This window comes from Zunongwangia profunda SM-A87 (assembly GCF_000023465.1).
Taxonomy (GTDB): Bacteria; Bacteroidota; Bacteroidia; order Flavobacteriales; family Flavobacteriaceae; genus Zunongwangia; species Zunongwangia profunda.
Window position 1 is genome coordinate 2,161,735 of record NC_014041.1, and the last position, 16,522, is coordinate 2,178,256.

The following is a 16,522-nucleotide window of genomic DNA, read 5'->3' on the forward strand; positions in this document are numbered from 1 at the left end:
AAGCCATTTTTTTTGGGTAATACTGAAGCAGGTTTTATTTCATCAAATTGATGCCTCTCTGCGCTGGTTTTATTAGTATATGCGAGTATTCTTCCTATGAAATACCTATTTTTGGGTATGAAGAATTTCGAAGCGATAAACAAGCAAACGTTTGGTGTTTTATTTAATGCGGTTTCCGAAGGGATTATAGTTGTAGATACCAATCAGATTATTGTGGCCTCCAATGAATCAGCTAATACTATTTTTGGTTATGATGAAGGAGAATTAAAAGGAAAACATCTTGACATTTTAATTCCAAAGAAAAAACATGCGATTCATCATGTACACATGGAGAAATTCTTGCAGCATGTGAGTCCGCGACAAATGGGGCAGGGTAGGGACCTTTTTGGAACAAGAAAAGATGGAACCAATTTTCCTGTAGAGGTAGGGCTTAATCCTTTTAAGTTAGAGGATGATCACTATGTAATGGCTATGGTAATTGATATTACACTTCGTAAAAATCAGGAACGTGAAATTTTAATGCTTAATACCCAGTTAGAGTCGAGGATTGAGCAGCGTACCAGCGAATTACAAAAAGCGGTAGAAGATTTAGAGGATGAAGTGATTAAAAGAAAGGCTGCCGAGAATAAGATAAAAGAATCCTTACGTAAAGAGCGGGAATTAAACGAATTAAAGACCAAATTCCTCTCGATGGTATCACATGAGTTTAAAACTCCTTTAACCGGGATATTAACCTCTACCACTCTTATTGGAAAATATACCGAGAGCGAGCAACAGCAGAAGAGAGAAAAGCATTTAAAAACCATCACAGGGAAAGTAAAGTACCTTAATAATATTTTAGATGATTTTTTATCTGTAGAGCGTTTGGAGACCGGAAAAGTATCCTATAAATATTCCTATTTTCCACTTACCAAAACCCTTAACGAAGTCATTTATGATGCTAATATGTTACTAAAGGAAGGGCAGGAAATCCTGTATCCAAAGCAAATTGATGATATCGTTTTATATTTTGATGAAAAGATTTTAGAGCTTATTTTAAGTAACCTTATCAATAACGCCATAAAATATTCACCAGAGCATTCCGTTATTGAAGTTGAAGCCTATGAGGAAGGTGAAATGGTTCACGTTTGTATAAAGGATCAGGGAATAGGGATTCCTGAAAACGAACAAAAATATATTTTTAATCGTTATTTTAGAGCAGAGAATGCGCTAACTAATCAAGGTACAGGTATTGGTTTAAACATCATCAAAAGTCATTTGGAAAACGTGGGAGGAAGCATTAGTTTTAAAAGTAAACAGCACCTGGGAAGTACCTTTCATATACAAATTCCAAAAAAGTAAACTACCTCAAAACAAGTCTATGAGGCATTTATTAGAAAATTATTTTTATTTTGAGGTCTCCCGATCCCGTTGGCTATTGTGATTGAACTTAAATATTGAATCTCGATTATCAAGAAAAATAAACCCCAAAAACTATGATACTTCTTATAGAAGATGATATGGTGTTACGTGAGAATACCGCTGAAATTTTAGAATTACAGGACTACGAAGTCATTACTGCACCAAACGGTAAAATAGGAATTGAAAAGGCCATAGAGCATATTCCTGATATTATTATTTGTGATATTATGATGCCAGAGGTAGATGGTTATGGTGTATTGCAAAGTTTATCCTCTAATACCAAAACGCATCATATTCCTTTTATATTTCTTTCCGCGAAAACAGAGCATAAGGAAATAAGAATGGGAATGAATATGGGAGCAGACGATTATCTTACCAAACCTTTTGATGAGAATGAACTGGTTGAGGTGATAGAAACCAGATTGAAAAAGGCCAATTTGGTATCTCAGGTTTTTGTTGCAGAGTCTTCTAAAAAAGATCCTGCCGAAGGCGATATTCGTAATTTAAACGAACTGAAGAATTTCTTTGATGATGAGGGGGAAGTTGAAGAATTCAAAGCAAAGGATAGCATTTTTGAAGTGGGAGACCATTCCAATTACGTTTATCTTATACTGGAAGGAACCATAAAAACTTTTCAGAGGGACGAAGAGGGAAAAGAGCTGGTTACAGGATTATATAAACCGGATGATTTTCTGGGCTTTACCTCTTTAGCCGAGAATTACCCGCACCAGGAATCGGCTGTAGCTGTAAAAGACACTAAGCTTGTAAAGATTTTAAAATATAAGCTAAAAGAGATTTTAGAGCAAAATCGCAATGTGTCTTTGGAGTTAATAAATATGCTTACCGATAACTTATCGGTAATAAAACAGCAATTACTGATTATGGCTTATAGTACGGTACGAAAAAAGACCGCACAAACGATTCTTCAGTTTGCTGAAATTTTAGGCAAGAAATCACAAGAAGATATAAGAATTACCAGATCAGATTTAGCCAGTGTTGCCGGGATCGCTATTGAGACTTTAATAAGAACACTTTCTGCTTTTAAAAAAGAAGGCTTAATCGAGATTGAAGGTAGGGTTATTAGGGTTTTAGACCTTCATAGGTTAGAATTAGTAGACTAAAAAAATCCCTTAAAATGACCAATTTGCACTTCTGATAAAGTTTTGGCTATATCACTAAAAAAAGAGGTTTAAGTTGTTAATTATTAAGGAGTTTCCATAAAACTGACGCTAGTCATATTTTTGCGGGTTAAACAATATTAACATTGCAAAAAAAATGGAGCGATGATTAATATTCTTTTACCAACAGATTTTTCAGAAAATTCCTGGAATGCAATGGTTTATGGCGTTAATTTTTTCAGTCAGAGTGAGGTTCATTTTCACGTTTCCCATATTTTAGATGAAACTGGAACAGATGTAGAATTTAATAATAAAAAGGCTTTAACTGAAGTTCAGGCCTTTTTAACCCGACTACGGAAAATAGCCCATCCTAAATTTCATAAATTTTCTTTTTCTATACAGCAAACCTCATTTATTTCGGGGATAAGAAAAATAATTGAAGACGGTAAAATTCATCTTGTCATTATGGGAACCCGTGGCGCTAATTTAAATCAGCAATCCCTGGTTGGAAAAAATAGTACAGCCGTAATTTCACGTATAAAATGCCCAATTTTAGTAGTTCCAGAAGAAGCTACTTATAAAAAACCTGAAAATATAGCTTTCCCCACCGATTTTTATGTTACCTATAAAACCAAAATTTTACGAGGCCTAAAGCTTATAAGCAATTGCCATCAGTCTAAACTTAAAGTACTTTACTATGCTAAGAAACCCGAAGCCCTTACAGATTCGCAAAAATCAAACAGAGATTTTTTAAAGGAACAATTGTCTGATATTCATCATGGCTTTTATTACAGTATTAATGATTCTCTAGAAGATGCCCTGCAGCTATTTATAAAAAGCAAGGAAGTACAGCTTATAATGATGATGGGAAAGAATCTTAATTTTTTTGATCAATTATTATTTTATCCTGTTTCTGAAGCCCCAAAGTATTTCAAGAAGATTCCGTTTTTTGTACTGCATGAATAAGTGTACTCGATGATCGATATTAAATGCTGTGTCTTTGTCCCGATAAGAGCTATCGGGATCACGATGTTAGATAGGGCGGTAGGGTCTTATCAATTTATACCGCAGTCTACATTTTCTTAAGATTTTTAATTATCGGAGGTATGTGAAGTCCCGGCAGGAGGATAAGTAAGACTATCTTTTAACTCTTCTATTTTTTCTGAAGTAAATTTAGGGATCTGTAAATCATTTTTGATTTTCCAGTCTTCTACGGTTTTCGCTGCTTCCTCTGATTTTTCTTTGGATAAACCTTTGTCCCTTGATAAGTATACCGTTTGAGACGGGAAAGCAAAACCAGAGCCACTGGTTTCCACAACATCCATCATTCTAAGAAGGATATCTTCCTGTACCTCCAGAAAATCATTGTATTCTGGCACCATAATAAATGCAAAGATTTCAATATTGATAGAATGCGCTGCTAAAGTGGTAAAACGTACTCTTGCAGGATCGGGATTTACTTTTGGATGCGCATAAAGTATCTTTCTAAGCTCTACCAGTAGATAGCGTATTTGATCTGGAGTAGTTTCGTATCTTAATTCAAAAACATGATAAAACCTAAAGCGGTCGCGATGCGCATAATTTTCTATTTCACTAGAAGAAAACTGTCCATTGGGAATGGTAACTATTGTTCGGTTTAACGTTCTAATTCGTGTAGATCGCATACCAATATTTTCTATGGTTCCTATAGTATTCCCAACTTTACAAAAATCGCCAACCCTTACCGGTTGATCTGCAATTACCGTTACACTACCTACAAAATTTTCAACTGTTTTTTGTGCTCCCAAAGCTAAAGCAATACCACCAATACCCAAAGCGGCAAGTCCAGTAGTCACATCTACGCCAACGGCATCTAAAATGGCAATGATACCAAAAACGACGATTGCAATTTTTGCAGCCCTATTTAAAAAGAGGATCACAGAAACACCAGATACATTTCCTCTTAGATTCATTTTCTTTTGGCTAAAATCAGTTAAAAACTGTGTGACCCGCCAAAGTATAAGTGAAAGGGCTATAATACTGCATATCACCGGTAACCAGCTAAATTTTTGCCGTACTACGATAGAGATGCCCAGTTGATTAGATGCATACACCAATAACCATACGGCTAAGAAAAGTTGTACCGGGAAAGCAATCGCTTTGAGGATATTAGAAACCGGTTCTTCATTTGCCGATTTCCAGAAGACCTTTATAATTTTATCGGTTATAAATACCACTGCCCATGCGATGAGATAGGATAAAATACCTATTAAGAGCATGGCAATCCAGTGGCCAATCACGGCACCTCCATAACTCCATCGCTTTAAGAAACTTGGTAATAAGGCTTCGATAGTACCCGAGGTATTGGTAGAACGTATGTCAATTTCCTGTAGAAGTTTAACGGTGTTTTTTGAAAATAACCAAATAGGAGCTCTTTCGTTTCCTTCAATCTTTTCTACAGTAAGATCCATTTCTTCTCCATTGATAGATAACATTCCTACGCGATCGATAGAAGGCGGTAAGCCATCATTAGCTTTTCCTGTGTTATCGCTGCTAATGGACGAATAAGGGTATAAATAGCCATTTTGATTAAGTAGACTTTCTAAAGTTTTAACGATCGCTATGTGATCCTCTGGATTTTCTACAGCTTCAAAATTTAAATAGGCTTCTGCTTTTTGGTAATTTTTATCGGCCACAGCATTAATAAAACCTGAGGCTGTACCACGTGGGGTTTGTCTTCCAAGAGGATCTTCAGACCAGGAAGAGGATTCAGGTTTACTCTCCTGTGCATTTAAGTGATAATAGTTACTCTTAATTAAAGTTACTGGCAAATTCAGACTTAAAAATAAAAAGATCCAAATCGTCAATGGACGTTTTAAAGTAGGACTAATCATAGCAATGTCATTGTGCTGGGCAAAGATAGCCATTAAGTAAAAAGGCAAAAACCAAAACTCCAGTAACAATTAGATTTAACAAAATTTAATCCCTAATAATAGGACTGCCGTGAAGCCGATTCAGATAGATTATGTGAAGCCACAAGCGCTTTAACTAATGCTATAAAAAGTCGATTTTCGTCAACCTGTTCTCATGACTATCGAAATAGATTGCGGTCCTTATATAGATTGGTTAATCAAAGTATAATGAGATTCTGAAACGAGTTAAGCATTACGCTTTTAAATACTTTTAGCAAGCAACTTGTATACGATAGTTTTTAAGAAGGTGATGGATAGTAATATCATTAAGAAGAATTGGTTAGCGTTTTAATAGATTTGCTGACTAAGGCAATGCAGGGTTCCAAACCCCCAAATAAGGTCTATAGCACTAATACCAATGATATCTCTTTTAGGAAAGCAGTCGGCTAAAATATTTAAAGCAATCCTGTCGTTAGGATCATTGAAAACAGGGACTAAAACAGCACCGTTAATAATTAAAAAGTTAGCATAACTGGCTGGCAAGCGTAAATCTTCAAACATCAGCTTTTGGGGCATAGGGAGTTCAACAATATTTGGAGACTTACCATTTTCCAGCGTCGCATTTTTTAATCGTTCCAGATTGTCTTTCAAAGCTTTATAATTCTTATCTTTCTTATTCGATTCTGTCACAGTGATAATGGTATCTGGATTTACAAATCGGCAAAGATCGTCAATATGCCCATGGGTATCGTCGCCTAAAATGCCGTTGCCAAGCCAAATAATATTAGACACTCCAAGATATTCCTGAAAGACGGCTTCATAATCTGTTTTAGTAAACCCGGGATTTCTTACCTGTACACTAGGATGAAGTAAACACTCTTCAGAAGTTAGGAGGGAACCTTTTCCATTAGAATCTATTGCACCGCCTTCTAAGATCACGGGCTTTCCTTTATAGGTAGCTACGGTTAAAGGAATACCTAATTTTTGCGAGATCATTCCTGGTATCGCTTTATCCAGATGATAGTTTTTATATTTTGCCCAGCCATTAAAATTAAAATTAATAGCTTCAGTTGTTTTATCAGCAGATTCAACAATTATTGGGCCTGAATCCCTCATCCAGCTTCGGTTGGTTTTCTGAATAATAAATTGAATATTTTCCAGCTGCACATGGGCTCTTTCCAGCCTATCCGATACCTTTTCTTTAAGCTTATTATTAGCAACCACAAGATAAACAGTCTCGTATTGCGCTACTTTTTTAATAAATTCTACAAATACCCATTGGATAGCATGATATTTTCCTGGCCAGTCATTGCCATTTTCAGGAAAACAAAGTAATATACCTTTTTGTTTTTCCCATTCGGCGGGAAATCTACGTGTAGCTTCCATAGGTTATTTATCGATAGCTCTTTTGGTGATATTGCCATAAAAGTCAATTCTTCTGTCTCGAAAAAATGGCCAGTTTTGTCTTACGTTTTCCTGATGATCCAAATCGACTTCTGCAATTAAAATTTCTTCTTTATCGTGAGAGGCTTGTGCCAGGATTTCCCCTTGTGGGCCAGCGATAAATGAAGCTCCCCAAAATTCAATACCATCAGTATTAGGGACATATTTTTCCAGACCAATCCGGTTCGCGGCGGCAACATAGGTGCCGTTAGCAACTGCATGGCCTTTCATTACATTCATCCAGGCTCCGTACTGATGATCGCCATATTTATTTTTTTCAGAAGGATGCCAGCCTATAGCTGTTGGATAGAAGAGAACTTCGGCGCCCTGTAAAGCGGTAAGTCGTGCAGCTTCGGGATACCATTGATCCCAGCAAATTAAGGTACCTATTTGCCCAACCTTTGTAGTTATTGTTTTAAAGCCCAAATCTCCCGGTGTGAAATAGAATTTTTCGTAAAAATGGGGATCATCGGGAATATGCATTTTCCTGTACAGTCCGGCTTCAGATCCATCATTATCAATTATATAGGCGCTGTTATGATAAATCCCGGCCATTCTTTTTTCAAAAAACGGGACGATAATAACCACCCCTAATTCTTTTGCTAAACTACTAAAAGCACTAAAGGAGGTGCTATAAAGTGGCTCGGCCAGCGCAAAATTATCTACATCTTCGCTTTGACAAAAATAGTGGCTGCTGTATAGTTCAGGTAAGCAAATAACCTGCGCCCCTTCTTTAGCAGCCTTTTTTACCCAATCTTTACATTTAGCAAGATTATTGGTCGCATTGTCGTTAAGGTTGAGTTGTATAACCGCGATATAATACGTTCTACTCATAGAAATTTAGTATGTGGGATAAATTAAATATTAGATTAAATTCACTATTCGTATTAAGGTAAAATTGATCTTCTTTTTAAACAATTGGAGTGCATCTAGAATTGTATTATGATGCTAAAACTTGCTTCTAAATATATAAAATAATGGTCTGGAAATAGCCTGCTAAATTATCAAAAAACAGCTATAGTTTTTATCAATATTCGCTTTGTAAAGAAATAAAGTAGATAATAGCTATAGCAGCATCAAAAAAGCCGAATCTAAAAAAGATTCGGCCTGAATACTATAGGATTTTTAATTTAATGGTTTAGACCGTAACTAATTGGCTACATCCAGCAGTTCGATATCAAAAATTAAAACCGATCCTCCGGGGATGCCGTTGTAATTGTAAGAACCATAGGCAAGATGAGAAGGAATAAACAGTTGGCCACTGCCCCCTTCTTTAAAATAAGGTATCCCTTCTGTCCATCCCGGGATGACTTGTTGTAAACCAAAGGTAGCGCCCGAAGCATTACTTCGATCAAAAACATTACCTTTTAAAAAATATCCTTTATAGGCTACGGTTACTCTACTTTTGGCTGTAGGCTGAGCGCCCGTACCTTCTTCCTCAATAATATAATATAAACCGGACTCCGATTTTTGTGCCTCTATATTATTGGCTTCTAAATAGTTTTGAATTTCCTGATCATTGATCTCCCGGTAATCTTTAATTTGTGGTTCATCGTCATTTCCGCAGGAAATTAAAAAAAGGCTTAATAGAACAAAATAAAAAGTTTTCATTTTAAATTATAAAATAGGTTAAGTACTACGAGTTAATAGATACGCACAAAAATGCTGATAAAATTCGATATTTAGAGATTAAATTTTTTAAAAAGAATTTGTTTTAGAACCTGTGAGGAAAATTGCGAAGTTTGCTAGAGACACGAGATGTATTTATGTTACCTATAATTAGAAAACTAATTTGTAACTAAATTAGTTTTCATAATTACGATATAAGCTTTTCTTTAGGTGGTTATTTTTTATCTATAACTTTTTAAGAGGAATGATTTAAGATATCCAGTTTAAAGTATTGCTTGTCCTACTTTTTTTTATCGTTGACCAGTTTTAGTATTTTTTCTTTGACCGTCTTTTTTTCCAGATATTCTAAGAGCAGGCTTTCAAAATAATCCTCCTCACCGTAATGTTTTTTAGGTTCTTGAGAAATGAATTGTTCATTACAATTTGCATCCCTTAACATTTCACCTTCTTCAAATATCAACCATTGCGGACTTAAATTTGTATAGGTACGTAGTATAGTCTCTAGAATATCAGAACCTATAGAAGCTTCGCTTCTTATTTGCTTTCCAATATATCCAGCCGGCCTCCCGATACTTTTATCGAAGCTGTTCAGACTAATGTCCATATAGTCTATAAAGGCTTTAATTCGGTGAATAGTTTTCAAAACACTTATTTTTTAGGTAAAATAGTTGTCAGTAAGTAAAATAGTTTGTAAATTGCAATATTCTTATGTTACCACTGTGTTACAAATGTAAGATAAAAGCCATAACTTATACATAATAGATAAGCATGATTACAAACAAGCATAGAAAACTATTAGAAGAAGAGTTGGGAAAGCGTGGCCATATTGCCTATGTGATGGGTCTGGCAAAAGCTGAAGGAATAACCAAAGAAAATGGAATGCCGTATTCCAGGCCTTTTTTCTCCCTGGTTTATACCGGCAAAAAGGAACACAAGCAAATTGAAAATCTTTTCTGGGCTGCTGCTATTAAAAAGAAAAATGAGCGCTTAGAACTTGAAGCCAAACGAAAAAAAGAGCTACAACAAACCGGGTGAGAGACGTTGACAGGAAAATAGCGCAACTGGACGAGCAGCAAAAACAGCTGGAAAAAGAAATACGGTCTTTTAATCTAAAAATTGGAATAGTGATTTTTATTCTTCTTGTTTTTTTTGGCTGGATTCTTCATCGTGAGTTCATTAATACCTATGCTGAGCATGAGGAAACAAAAATCACCGAGTGATATTTTGAAAACAGATCATACTATAATTATGTTTTTTGGATTCAGGAGGTGCTCTTAAAAGTGGTGTAGATATTGATTTTGCAGGAAGGGTTTAGTTATAATAGCCTGTACTGAGAGTAAGCAATGAAACGGGCAAGGATAGAAGACAGGATTAAGAAACGTGAATATAACCTGGCTTCAAAAATTTTCATCAAGACCGTTATGGCGCTTTAGGATTTTATTTGGGAATAAAAAGGACTGCCACAAGGCATTAAAAATTGTAAAGCTACACTTTTTTGTCCATCCCTACCATTTCTCTGGTAAAGACATTTCGGTAGAATATGCTTTCCTTACAAAGCGAATTTGGCCTTGTCGAAATGTCTGCCAGGGTAGGGGATGATTAGTTTATTAAATAATTCTATGATTACTCCTAATCCTTTAACAACTATCAAGCTATCAGGATCCTCAAGCTTGTATAAGTTATTTAGTTGTTACCTTTTAGACTTGTTCCGATGTTTTTGAATCCGATTTTTCCAGCAATGCCATATAAAATCCGTCATAACCAGTTTCTGAAGATAGGATTTTGCGATCTTCAATTAATTTAAAATCTTTTCCTTCTTCTGAAGCTAAAAAGTCTTTTACCTGCAATTGATTTTCTGAAGGTAAGACAGAACAGGTAGCATAAACCATTTTACCTTCTTTTTTGACGATTTTGCAATACTGCCGTATAATTTCCTGTTGTGTTTTTCGAATTCGGTCTAAGAATTCTGGTTCCAACTTCCATTTTGCATCTGGATTACGGCTTAAAACTCCCAATCCGCTACAAGGTGCATCAATCAAAACTTTATCGGCTTTACCGTGTAATTTTTTTATGGCCTTGTTATTATCGATTACACGAGTTTCGATGTTGTGGGCACCGGCACGCTTGGCACGACGTTTTAGTTCTTTTAATTTATTCCCGTAGATATCTAAAGCGATTACCTGTCCTTTATTTTCCATTAAAGCGGCAAGGTGTAAGGATTTGCCACCAGCCCCAGCGCAGGTATCCACCACTCGATCACCAGGCTTAACATCAAGAAAATCGGCTACAAGCTGCGAAGACGCATCCTGAACTTCAAATAATCCATTTTGAAAACTTTCTGTTTTAAAAATATTAGCACGTTCTACCAGTTGTAATGCGTAAGGATAATCCTTAAGATTTATGGTTTCAAAACCTTCATCCTTTAGTTTTTGTTGTAGCGTTTGGATATCGGTTTTAAGCGTATTTACACGAATAATAACCGGAGCCTGTTTGTTTAAGGCACCAATTTCTTTTTCCCAGATGTCTTCACCAAGTTCTGCTACACCAAGTTCGTCTAACCAATCCGGGATTGATTCCCTAAACTTTCTGATTTTACTAAGTGCATCAAAACGGCCTTTAATTCGCCGAGTTGGGGTTTCTTCAATTTGTTTCCAATCGGGTAAAGCAATACCCCTTAATGTGGCCCAAACAGCAAACAATCTAAAGGCATTTTCTCTTGAAAAAGGTTCTTTTACTTCAGCAATTTCGGCGTATAATCGCTTCCATCTAACAATATCATAGGTGGTTTCAGCAATAAAACTGCGATCGCGAGCACCCCAACGTTTATCTCGTTTTAGGGTTTTCTCGATTACTTTATCGGCATATTGCCCCTCATTAAAAATTTCTAAAAGGGCATCAACTGTTGCAAAAACTAAATTTCTGTGTAAACGCATTGCTAAAATTTAAGGGCACAAAGGTAATCTTTTTTATCGCTGAAACATTTATATTTGAAGGAAATCCATGAAAACCATTGAAATGAAAAAAGTCTGGATCATAGCCTTACTGGCTTTTGCGGCCTGTAAAAATGATACAAAATCGAACGATAAGACCACTACGGAAGTACCAAAAGTTTCTACGCATCAAACTTTTGAACAGGTAGACATCGAGCCTATTTTAGAAAATGATTCTTTAAGCATAAGAGCTATTGAAGTTATTGGAAACAATCTGGCCTTTGCAGCCAATTATGGTACGTATGGCTTATATAATTCGGCTAACCAAAAATGGAAATTATCACAGCAAAAATTTGATAGTATCACTCCAGAATTTAGAGCGGTAGGAAGTACAGCAAACGATTTTTTTATGCTAAGTGTGAGTAATCCCGCATTATTGTATAAAACAGGTGATGATGGAAAAATGAAATTGGTTTATAAAGAAGAAGACGAAAAAGTTTTTTATGATGCCCTTGCCTTTTGGAATGATCAGGAAGGCATCGCTATGGGAGATCCAACCGAAGATTGTTTGTCTATTATTATTACCAGAGATGGCGGAAACAGCTGGAATAAAATCGACTGCTCAAAATTACCAAAAGCTACTGAAGGGGAAGCGGCTTTTGCCGCCAGTAATTCGAATATCGCTATTGAAGGTGACCAGGTATGGATATTAAGTGGGGGAATGAAGTCCAGAGTATTCCACTCAGCTAATAAAGGGGAAACCTGGGAAGTTGTAGATACACCCTTATTGCAGGGAAAGCCTACATTGGGAGGTTATAGCATGGATTTTTATGATGCCAAGAACGGAATCATCATAGGAGGTAACTACGAAGAGCCTGATGGTAATACAGGAAATAAAGCCATCACAACAGATGGCGGTAAATCATGGAAACTGATAGCTGATGGGCAGGAGCCTAATTATAAGAGTAGCGTGCGTTATGTTCCTAATGGAAATGGCGAAGAGATCGTGGCGGTAGGCTTTAACGGAATTTCCTATACGAAAGATGCTGGTGAAACCTGGGAAAAACTGAGTGAAGAAGGATTTTTTACATTAAGATTTTTAAATGATTCTACTGCTTATGCAGCAGGCTCTAAAAGAATTGCAAAATTACATTTTAAGTAATTTAGCCTGAACTGTAAATAGTTTATATAAAAAGAATTCCGGAGGACAATTAAATGTCAACCGGAATTCTTACTACTAACTAACCAAAAAACTAAACCTTATATATTTTTGATCCCATGCTGAGATGAATCACAATGGTTCTTAATTTATTTTTCTTCATTATTTTTTTCACGCTCTTTGTGTTGCCGGGCGCGGTATTCTCTTATCAATTTTCTGTGAAAGTCTTCTTCTAGCTGATGGAGTTTAATAATGTCTTTTGAAGATAAAATACTCTTCAAGTCGGCAAAATATTGCTTTTTAAGTTCGTAATCTTCTTTTTCGATTTCTACGAATTCCTTTAAAAGATCATCTGCTTTACTTTCAGAAATACATTCTACATCGTTTATATCCCTATGTTCCCTACGATAAAGTTCGCGGCGTTTTTGTTCGTATTTATCATAAATAGGCCAAAATTTTTGAGCTACTTTATTATCAAGGTTAAGTTCCTGGGTTATAAAAGCCGTTTTTAAAGATTTTATGCGCTCTCTTTCCTTATCGTCCTGTGCATGAGCTGCCGAGAAGCCTAAAATCAACACTAATAGTATTACAATCTTTTTCATAGCAATTATTCTAAAATAAAAGAGGGATCTTCAACATTCTCATCCAGATACTCAAAAACCGCTTCACTACTCATTGTTGCGAAATCTGATTCTTCTACAATGTAACCGTCTTCGATGATCATATTAGAAAATTCTGTATCAGAAAGATCAATATATCCGTCATCAATATACTGTTCTATAGCAGAAAGTTCTACATCATCCCAACTAGCAGATTGTTCGTTACCCAAGGTAAAAACAGTGGTATATAATCCCACAAAAATAGCGGCAACAGCTGCAGCATAATAGAAAGTTTTTCTAAAGTTTATTTTGATTAATCGGGGTTGTTTATGTGCTATTTTTTCAACCAGAACATCTTCAAGATGATCAAAATAAGCTTCAGGAACTTTAAATCCGGCCTTTTTAGGTACTGCTATTTTATCTAACTGCTTTTCTTCATTAAAAACCTTATCACATAAATGATCCTCCAGATTATCGAAATATCCGGAAGGCACTTTAAAGCCAGAGGCGCCATGATATGGTATTTTCTCTTCCTTCATTATGATTATTTGACTTGTATAAACTAGAAAGGTTTAATTTGTTTTTAAAAATTCTTCAATTTTTTTTACAGCAATATGATAAGATGCTTTTAATGCACCTTCACTGGTTTCTAAAATATCTGCAATTTCCCGATACTTTAATTCTTCAAAATACTTCATATTAAAAACCTGTTGTTGCTTTCTAGGTAAGCTGGCAATAGCTTTTTGAAGTTTTAACTGAATCTCGGTTCCTTCAAAATAAACATCACTTTCAAGATTATTGATGATGGAATCCTGAAGCTCGTCTGAGGAAATTTGTAAACGCTTCGTCTTTTTATTCAGAAAAGTGATCGATTCGTTGGTGGCGATTCTATACATCCAGGAAAATAATTTGCTGTCTCCTTTGAACTGATCTATGTTTCTGAAAATTTTTATGAACGTATTCTGTAAAATATCGTGGGCATCGTCATGATTTTTTACAATATTTCGTATATGCCAATACAAGCGTTCCTTGTATAAAGATACAAGTTCTCTAAAGGCCTGCTGTGAAGTTTTACTATCCTTTAACTGTTGTACAAGTAAATTTTCGGTTTTTTCCAAGGGAAAAAATTTAGATTAACTATCCCTTTAAGATGGTTCGGCTAAAATATAGAAAACTTTAAAGCTGAGTAATTATTGTGTTATAAATTTAATGCGTAGCCATGCTTGTCACATCGTATCCGCTGGTAGAATTAAGCCCGGAACCTATTATTATGTTCAATTATTTTTTGACTTAAGCTTATAGGTTAATATTGAGTGGTTTGGAGAAACAGTGAAGTTCTCTTTAGCAATAATCGAGATTAAGTTTTGCGGTCTCAAGAGCTATTGGGGATGCCTCAAAAAGAAAAAAATTAATAAATAACATGGATCTGCCCATAAGGCAATTTACTTAAAATCATAAAAAACAACGAACGTACTACTGTGCTCATTACTTTATATAACTAATTTAGAAATTGCGGCTTAAGCGAAAGATTGCATTTCTACAAGCTTTTGGTACGTTCCTCTTTTGGCGAGCAGTTCTTCATGTTTTCCCTGTTCTACAATTTCCCCACGCTGCATAACGATAATATTATCAGCATTCTGAATAGTGCTTAATCGGTGCGCAATCACTATGGACGTTCGATTACGCATCATATTTTCTAAGGCTTGCTGTACTAATTTTTCACTTTCTGTATCTAAAGCAGAGGTTGCTTCGTCCAGAATCATGATCGGCGGGTTTTTAAGTACCGCTCTGGCAATCGAAAGACGTTGTTTTTGCCCACCACTTAATTTGTTTCCGGAATCACCAATATTGGCATCTAAGCCTTCGGGCATTTGCGAAATAAATTCCCAGGCATTGGCAATTTTTAATGCTGCGATAATTTCTTCTTCGGTAGCATCATCTTTTCCTAAGGCTATATTATTGCGAATGCTGTCGTTAAATAGAATAGAATCCTGAGTAACTAATCCCATTAAGTTTCGCAAGGAGTGCTTGGAAATTTCACGAATATCGGTACCGTCAATTTTAATATGTCCCTGGTTAACATCGTAAAAACGGGTAATTAGATTGGCGATAGTCGATTTTCCACTACCAGATTGTCCTACAAGGGCTATAGTTTGTCCTTTAGGAACACTCATGCTAAAGTTCTTTAGTACTCGCTCTTTTTCATATTTAAAATCGATATTTTCAACTTCAATTTTGGTGTCGAAACTTACTTTATTAATAGCATCAGGTGCATCTTTTAAAGTAGTTTCTGTTTCGATGATTTCTAAAATACGTTCAGAACTTGCATTTCCTCGTTGTACGCTATAAGTTGCTTTTGAAATTGCTTTTGCCGGTGTAAGAATGTTATAGGTTAATACCAGAAAACCTATAAAAGTAGCCGCATCCATGGTATTGTCTATCAAAACCATGTTTCCGCCAAACCAAAGCACGATTGTAATGACTAAAACTCCTAAAAACTCACTCATAGGAGAAGCCAGGTTTTGGCGGTGTAATAAAGTATTTAACGTACGGTTTAACCTGCCGGTGCTTGACTGAAATTTGTCTCTAAACTTGCCTTCTGCATTAAAACCTTTGATAATTTTTAAACTCGACAGGGTTTCTTCAACAACCGATAAAAAGTAGGCATTTTCCTGCTGCGCAATAGTCGATTTCGCTTTCAGTTTTTTTCCGATAGAAGAAATGATTAAACCAGAAATCGGTAAGAAAATAAGTACAAATATGGTAAGTTTCCAGCTTAAGGCTAACATTCCTACTAGAGTAAATAGTAATGTTAAAGGTTCTTTTACGAACATTTCTAACATACTAAGAAATGAAGATTGAATTTCCTGTACATCGCTGGTAATTCTTGAGATAATATCTCCTTTACGTTTTTCAGAAAAGTAGGAAACGGGTAATTCTACAATTTTATCATATATCTTATCGCGTATATCTTTAAGCATTCCGTTTCTTAAAGTAGCGATAAAATACATGGCTAGATAATTAAACAGGTTTTTTACAAAAAACAGGATAATTATTACAATACAGATAGTAATAAGGGCAGAGATCTGCCCATATTCTTCTATCCGTTGATTTAAAAAAAAGTTCGCGTACTGCTCAGCAAAATCTTTTAGGCTTCTCCATTCGCCATTCCACACTGGTTGTGTAGTAATAGGTTTATTTACCTGAAATAGCACCTGTAGCATCGGTATAAATGCCAGGAATGATAAGGTGCTAAAAAGGGCATAAAAAACATTGCTAATAATATTCAATATTGCGTAGCGTTTGTAGGGCTTTGCAAATTGAAGAACTTTTTTTAAGTAACTCATATAAT

General features: G+C 35.6%; 16 protein-coding genes. 6 read left to right on the forward strand and 10 right to left on the reverse strand.

The window, feature by feature from the left end:
* Positions 1 to 117: 117 nt before the first annotated feature.
* The 3 genes from ZPR_RS09560 (at position 118) to ZPR_RS09570 (ending at position 3,485) form a co-directional block, all read left to right on the forward strand.
* Positions 118 to 1,341 carry a PAS domain-containing sensor histidine kinase gene (locus ZPR_RS09560; protein WP_041578819.1) on the forward strand — a complete coding sequence of 408 codons (1,224 nt, stop codon included), beginning with the start codon at positions 118 to 120 and terminating at the stop codon, positions 1,339 to 1,341.
* A gap of 134 nt (positions 1,342 to 1,475) precedes the next feature.
* The gene (locus ZPR_RS09565) at positions 1,476 to 2,522 is read left to right on the forward strand and encodes a response regulator (protein ID WP_013071443.1); all 1,047 of its coding nucleotides are present in this window, start codon (positions 1,476 to 1,478) and stop codon (positions 2,520 to 2,522) included.
* A gap of 162 nt (positions 2,523 to 2,684) precedes the next feature.
* Positions 2,685 to 3,485: a universal stress protein gene (locus ZPR_RS09570; RefSeq protein WP_013071444.1), complete on the forward strand. Its 801-nt coding sequence runs from the start codon at positions 2,685 to 2,687 to the stop codon at positions 3,483 to 3,485.
* Between the two features lie 125 nt (positions 3,486 to 3,610).
* Here ZPR_RS09570 and ZPR_RS09575 read toward each other — a convergent pair whose 3' ends face one another.
* The 5 genes from ZPR_RS09575 to ZPR_RS22505 all read right to left on the reverse strand — a co-directional run bounded on the left by ZPR_RS09575 (position 3,611) and on the right by ZPR_RS22505 (position 9,125).
* Entirely contained in the window at positions 3,611 to 5,425 is a 1,815-nt protein-coding gene (locus ZPR_RS09575; RefSeq protein WP_013071445.1) for a mechanosensitive ion channel family protein, read from the reverse strand.
* 333 nt (positions 5,426 to 5,758) lie between these two features.
* Positions 5,759 to 6,796 (reverse strand): agmatine deiminase family protein, encoded by a 1,038-nt coding sequence (locus ZPR_RS09580; RefSeq protein ID WP_013071446.1) that lies wholly within the window; start codon positions 6,794 to 6,796, stop codon positions 5,759 to 5,761.
* Positions 6,797 to 6,799: 3 nt separating this feature from the next.
* Positions 6,800 to 7,687, reverse strand: a complete 888-nt coding sequence (locus ZPR_RS09585; protein WP_013071447.1) for a carbon-nitrogen hydrolase — start codon at positions 7,685 to 7,687, stop codon at positions 6,800 to 6,802.
* Between the two features lie 315 nt (positions 7,688 to 8,002).
* Positions 8,003 to 8,464: an FKBP-type peptidyl-prolyl cis-trans isomerase gene (locus tag ZPR_RS09590; RefSeq protein WP_013071448.1), complete on the reverse strand. Its 462-nt coding sequence runs from the start codon at positions 8,462 to 8,464 to the stop codon at positions 8,003 to 8,005.
* 298 nt (positions 8,465 to 8,762) lie between these two features.
* Positions 8,763 to 9,125, reverse strand: coding sequence for a hypothetical protein (locus ZPR_RS22505; protein ID WP_148211697.1), 363 nt, complete (start codon positions 9,123 to 9,125; stop codon positions 8,763 to 8,765).
* Positions 9,126 to 9,250: 125 nt separating this feature from the next.
* On the opposite strand from ZPR_RS22505, the gene ZPR_RS09600 reads away from it, so the two are divergent.
* Entirely contained in the window at positions 9,251 to 9,517 is a 267-nt protein-coding gene (locus ZPR_RS09600; RefSeq protein ID WP_013071450.1) for a hypothetical protein, read from the forward strand.
* The gene (locus tag ZPR_RS09605; RefSeq protein ID WP_013071451.1) at positions 9,514 to 9,702 is read left to right on the forward strand and encodes a hypothetical protein; all 189 of its coding nucleotides are present in this window, start codon (positions 9,514 to 9,516) and stop codon (positions 9,700 to 9,702) included. Before ZPR_RS09600 ends, ZPR_RS09605 begins: the two co-directional genes overlap by 4 nt.
* A 477-nt stretch (positions 9,703 to 10,179) precedes the next feature.
* On the opposite strand, the gene ZPR_RS09610 is transcribed toward ZPR_RS09605, so the two are convergent.
* Positions 10,180 to 11,415 (reverse strand): RsmB/NOP family class I SAM-dependent RNA methyltransferase, encoded by a 1,236-nt coding sequence (locus ZPR_RS09610; RefSeq protein WP_013071452.1) that lies wholly within the window; start codon positions 11,413 to 11,415, stop codon positions 10,180 to 10,182.
* Between the two features lie 82 nt (positions 11,416 to 11,497).
* Between ZPR_RS09610 and ZPR_RS09615 the strand changes: the two genes are divergently transcribed.
* The gene (locus ZPR_RS09615; protein ID WP_041579922.1) at positions 11,498 to 12,574 is read left to right on the forward strand and encodes a WD40/YVTN/BNR-like repeat-containing protein; all 1,077 of its coding nucleotides are present in this window, start codon (positions 11,498 to 11,500) and stop codon (positions 12,572 to 12,574) included.
* Between the two features lie 146 nt (positions 12,575 to 12,720).
* On the opposite strand, the gene ZPR_RS09620 is transcribed toward ZPR_RS09615, so the two are convergent.
* The 4 genes from ZPR_RS09620 to ZPR_RS09635 all read right to left on the reverse strand — a co-directional run bounded on the left by ZPR_RS09620 (position 12,721) and on the right by ZPR_RS09635 (position 16,517).
* A complete protein-coding gene (locus ZPR_RS09620) occupies positions 12,721 to 13,173 on the reverse strand; it encodes a hypothetical protein (RefSeq protein ID WP_013071454.1) in 453 nt (150 codons plus the stop codon).
* Positions 13,174 to 13,178: 5 nt separating this feature from the next.
* Complete coding sequence (locus ZPR_RS09625) at positions 13,179 to 13,709, reverse strand: hypothetical protein (protein ID WP_013071455.1); 531 nt, start codon at positions 13,707 to 13,709, stop codon at positions 13,179 to 13,181.
* A 33-nt stretch (positions 13,710 to 13,742) separates the two neighbouring features.
* The gene (locus ZPR_RS09630) at positions 13,743 to 14,288 is read right to left on the reverse strand and encodes an RNA polymerase sigma factor (RefSeq protein ID WP_013071456.1); all 546 of its coding nucleotides are present in this window, start codon (positions 14,286 to 14,288) and stop codon (positions 13,743 to 13,745) included.
* A gap of 399 nt (positions 14,289 to 14,687) precedes the next feature.
* Positions 14,688 to 16,517: an ABC transporter ATP-binding protein gene (locus ZPR_RS09635; protein ID WP_013071457.1), complete on the reverse strand. Its 1,830-nt coding sequence runs from the start codon at positions 16,515 to 16,517 to the stop codon at positions 14,688 to 14,690.
* Between the last annotated feature and the right edge of the window lie 5 nt (positions 16,518 to 16,522).

Bases quoted from the DNA above. Each gene is read 5' to 3' on its own strand.
- ZPR_RS09560 (WP_041578819.1), top strand. From the start codon at position 118: ATGAAGAATTTCGAAGCGATAAACAAGCAAACGTTTGGTGTTTTATTT.
- ZPR_RS09565 (WP_013071443.1), top strand. From the start codon at position 1,476: ATGATACTTCTTATAGAAGATGATATGGTGTTACGTGAGAATACCGCT.
- ZPR_RS09570 (WP_013071444.1), top strand. From the start codon at position 2,685: ATGATTAATATTCTTTTACCAACAGATTTTTCAGAAAATTCCTGGAAT.
- ZPR_RS09575 (WP_013071445.1), bottom strand. From the start codon at position 5,425: ATGGCTATCTTTGCCCAGCACAATGACATTGCTATGATTAGTCCTACT.
- ZPR_RS09580 (WP_013071446.1), bottom strand. From the start codon at position 6,796: ATGGAAGCTACACGTAGATTTCCCGCCGAATGGGAAAAACAAAAAGGT.
- ZPR_RS09585 (WP_013071447.1), bottom strand. From the start codon at position 7,687: ATGAGTAGAACGTATTATATCGCGGTTATACAACTCAACCTTAACGAC.
- ZPR_RS09590 (WP_013071448.1), bottom strand. From the start codon at position 8,464: ATGAAAACTTTTTATTTTGTTCTATTAAGCCTTTTTTTAATTTCCTGC.
- ZPR_RS09600 (WP_013071450.1), top strand. From the start codon at position 9,251: ATGATTACAAACAAGCATAGAAAACTATTAGAAGAAGAGTTGGGAAAG.
- ZPR_RS09610 (WP_013071452.1), bottom strand. From the start codon at position 11,415: ATGCGTTTACACAGAAATTTAGTTTTTGCAACAGTTGATGCCCTTTTA.
- ZPR_RS09615 (WP_041579922.1), top strand. From the start codon at position 11,498: ATGAAAAAAGTCTGGATCATAGCCTTACTGGCTTTTGCGGCCTGTAAA.
- ZPR_RS09620 (WP_013071454.1), bottom strand. From the start codon at position 13,173: ATGAAAAAGATTGTAATACTATTAGTGTTGATTTTAGGCTTCTCGGCA.
- ZPR_RS09625 (WP_013071455.1), bottom strand. From the start codon at position 13,709: ATGAAGGAAGAGAAAATACCATATCATGGCGCCTCTGGCTTTAAAGTG.
- ZPR_RS09635 (WP_013071457.1), bottom strand. From the start codon at position 16,517: ATGAGTTACTTAAAAAAAGTTCTTCAATTTGCAAAGCCCTACAAACGC.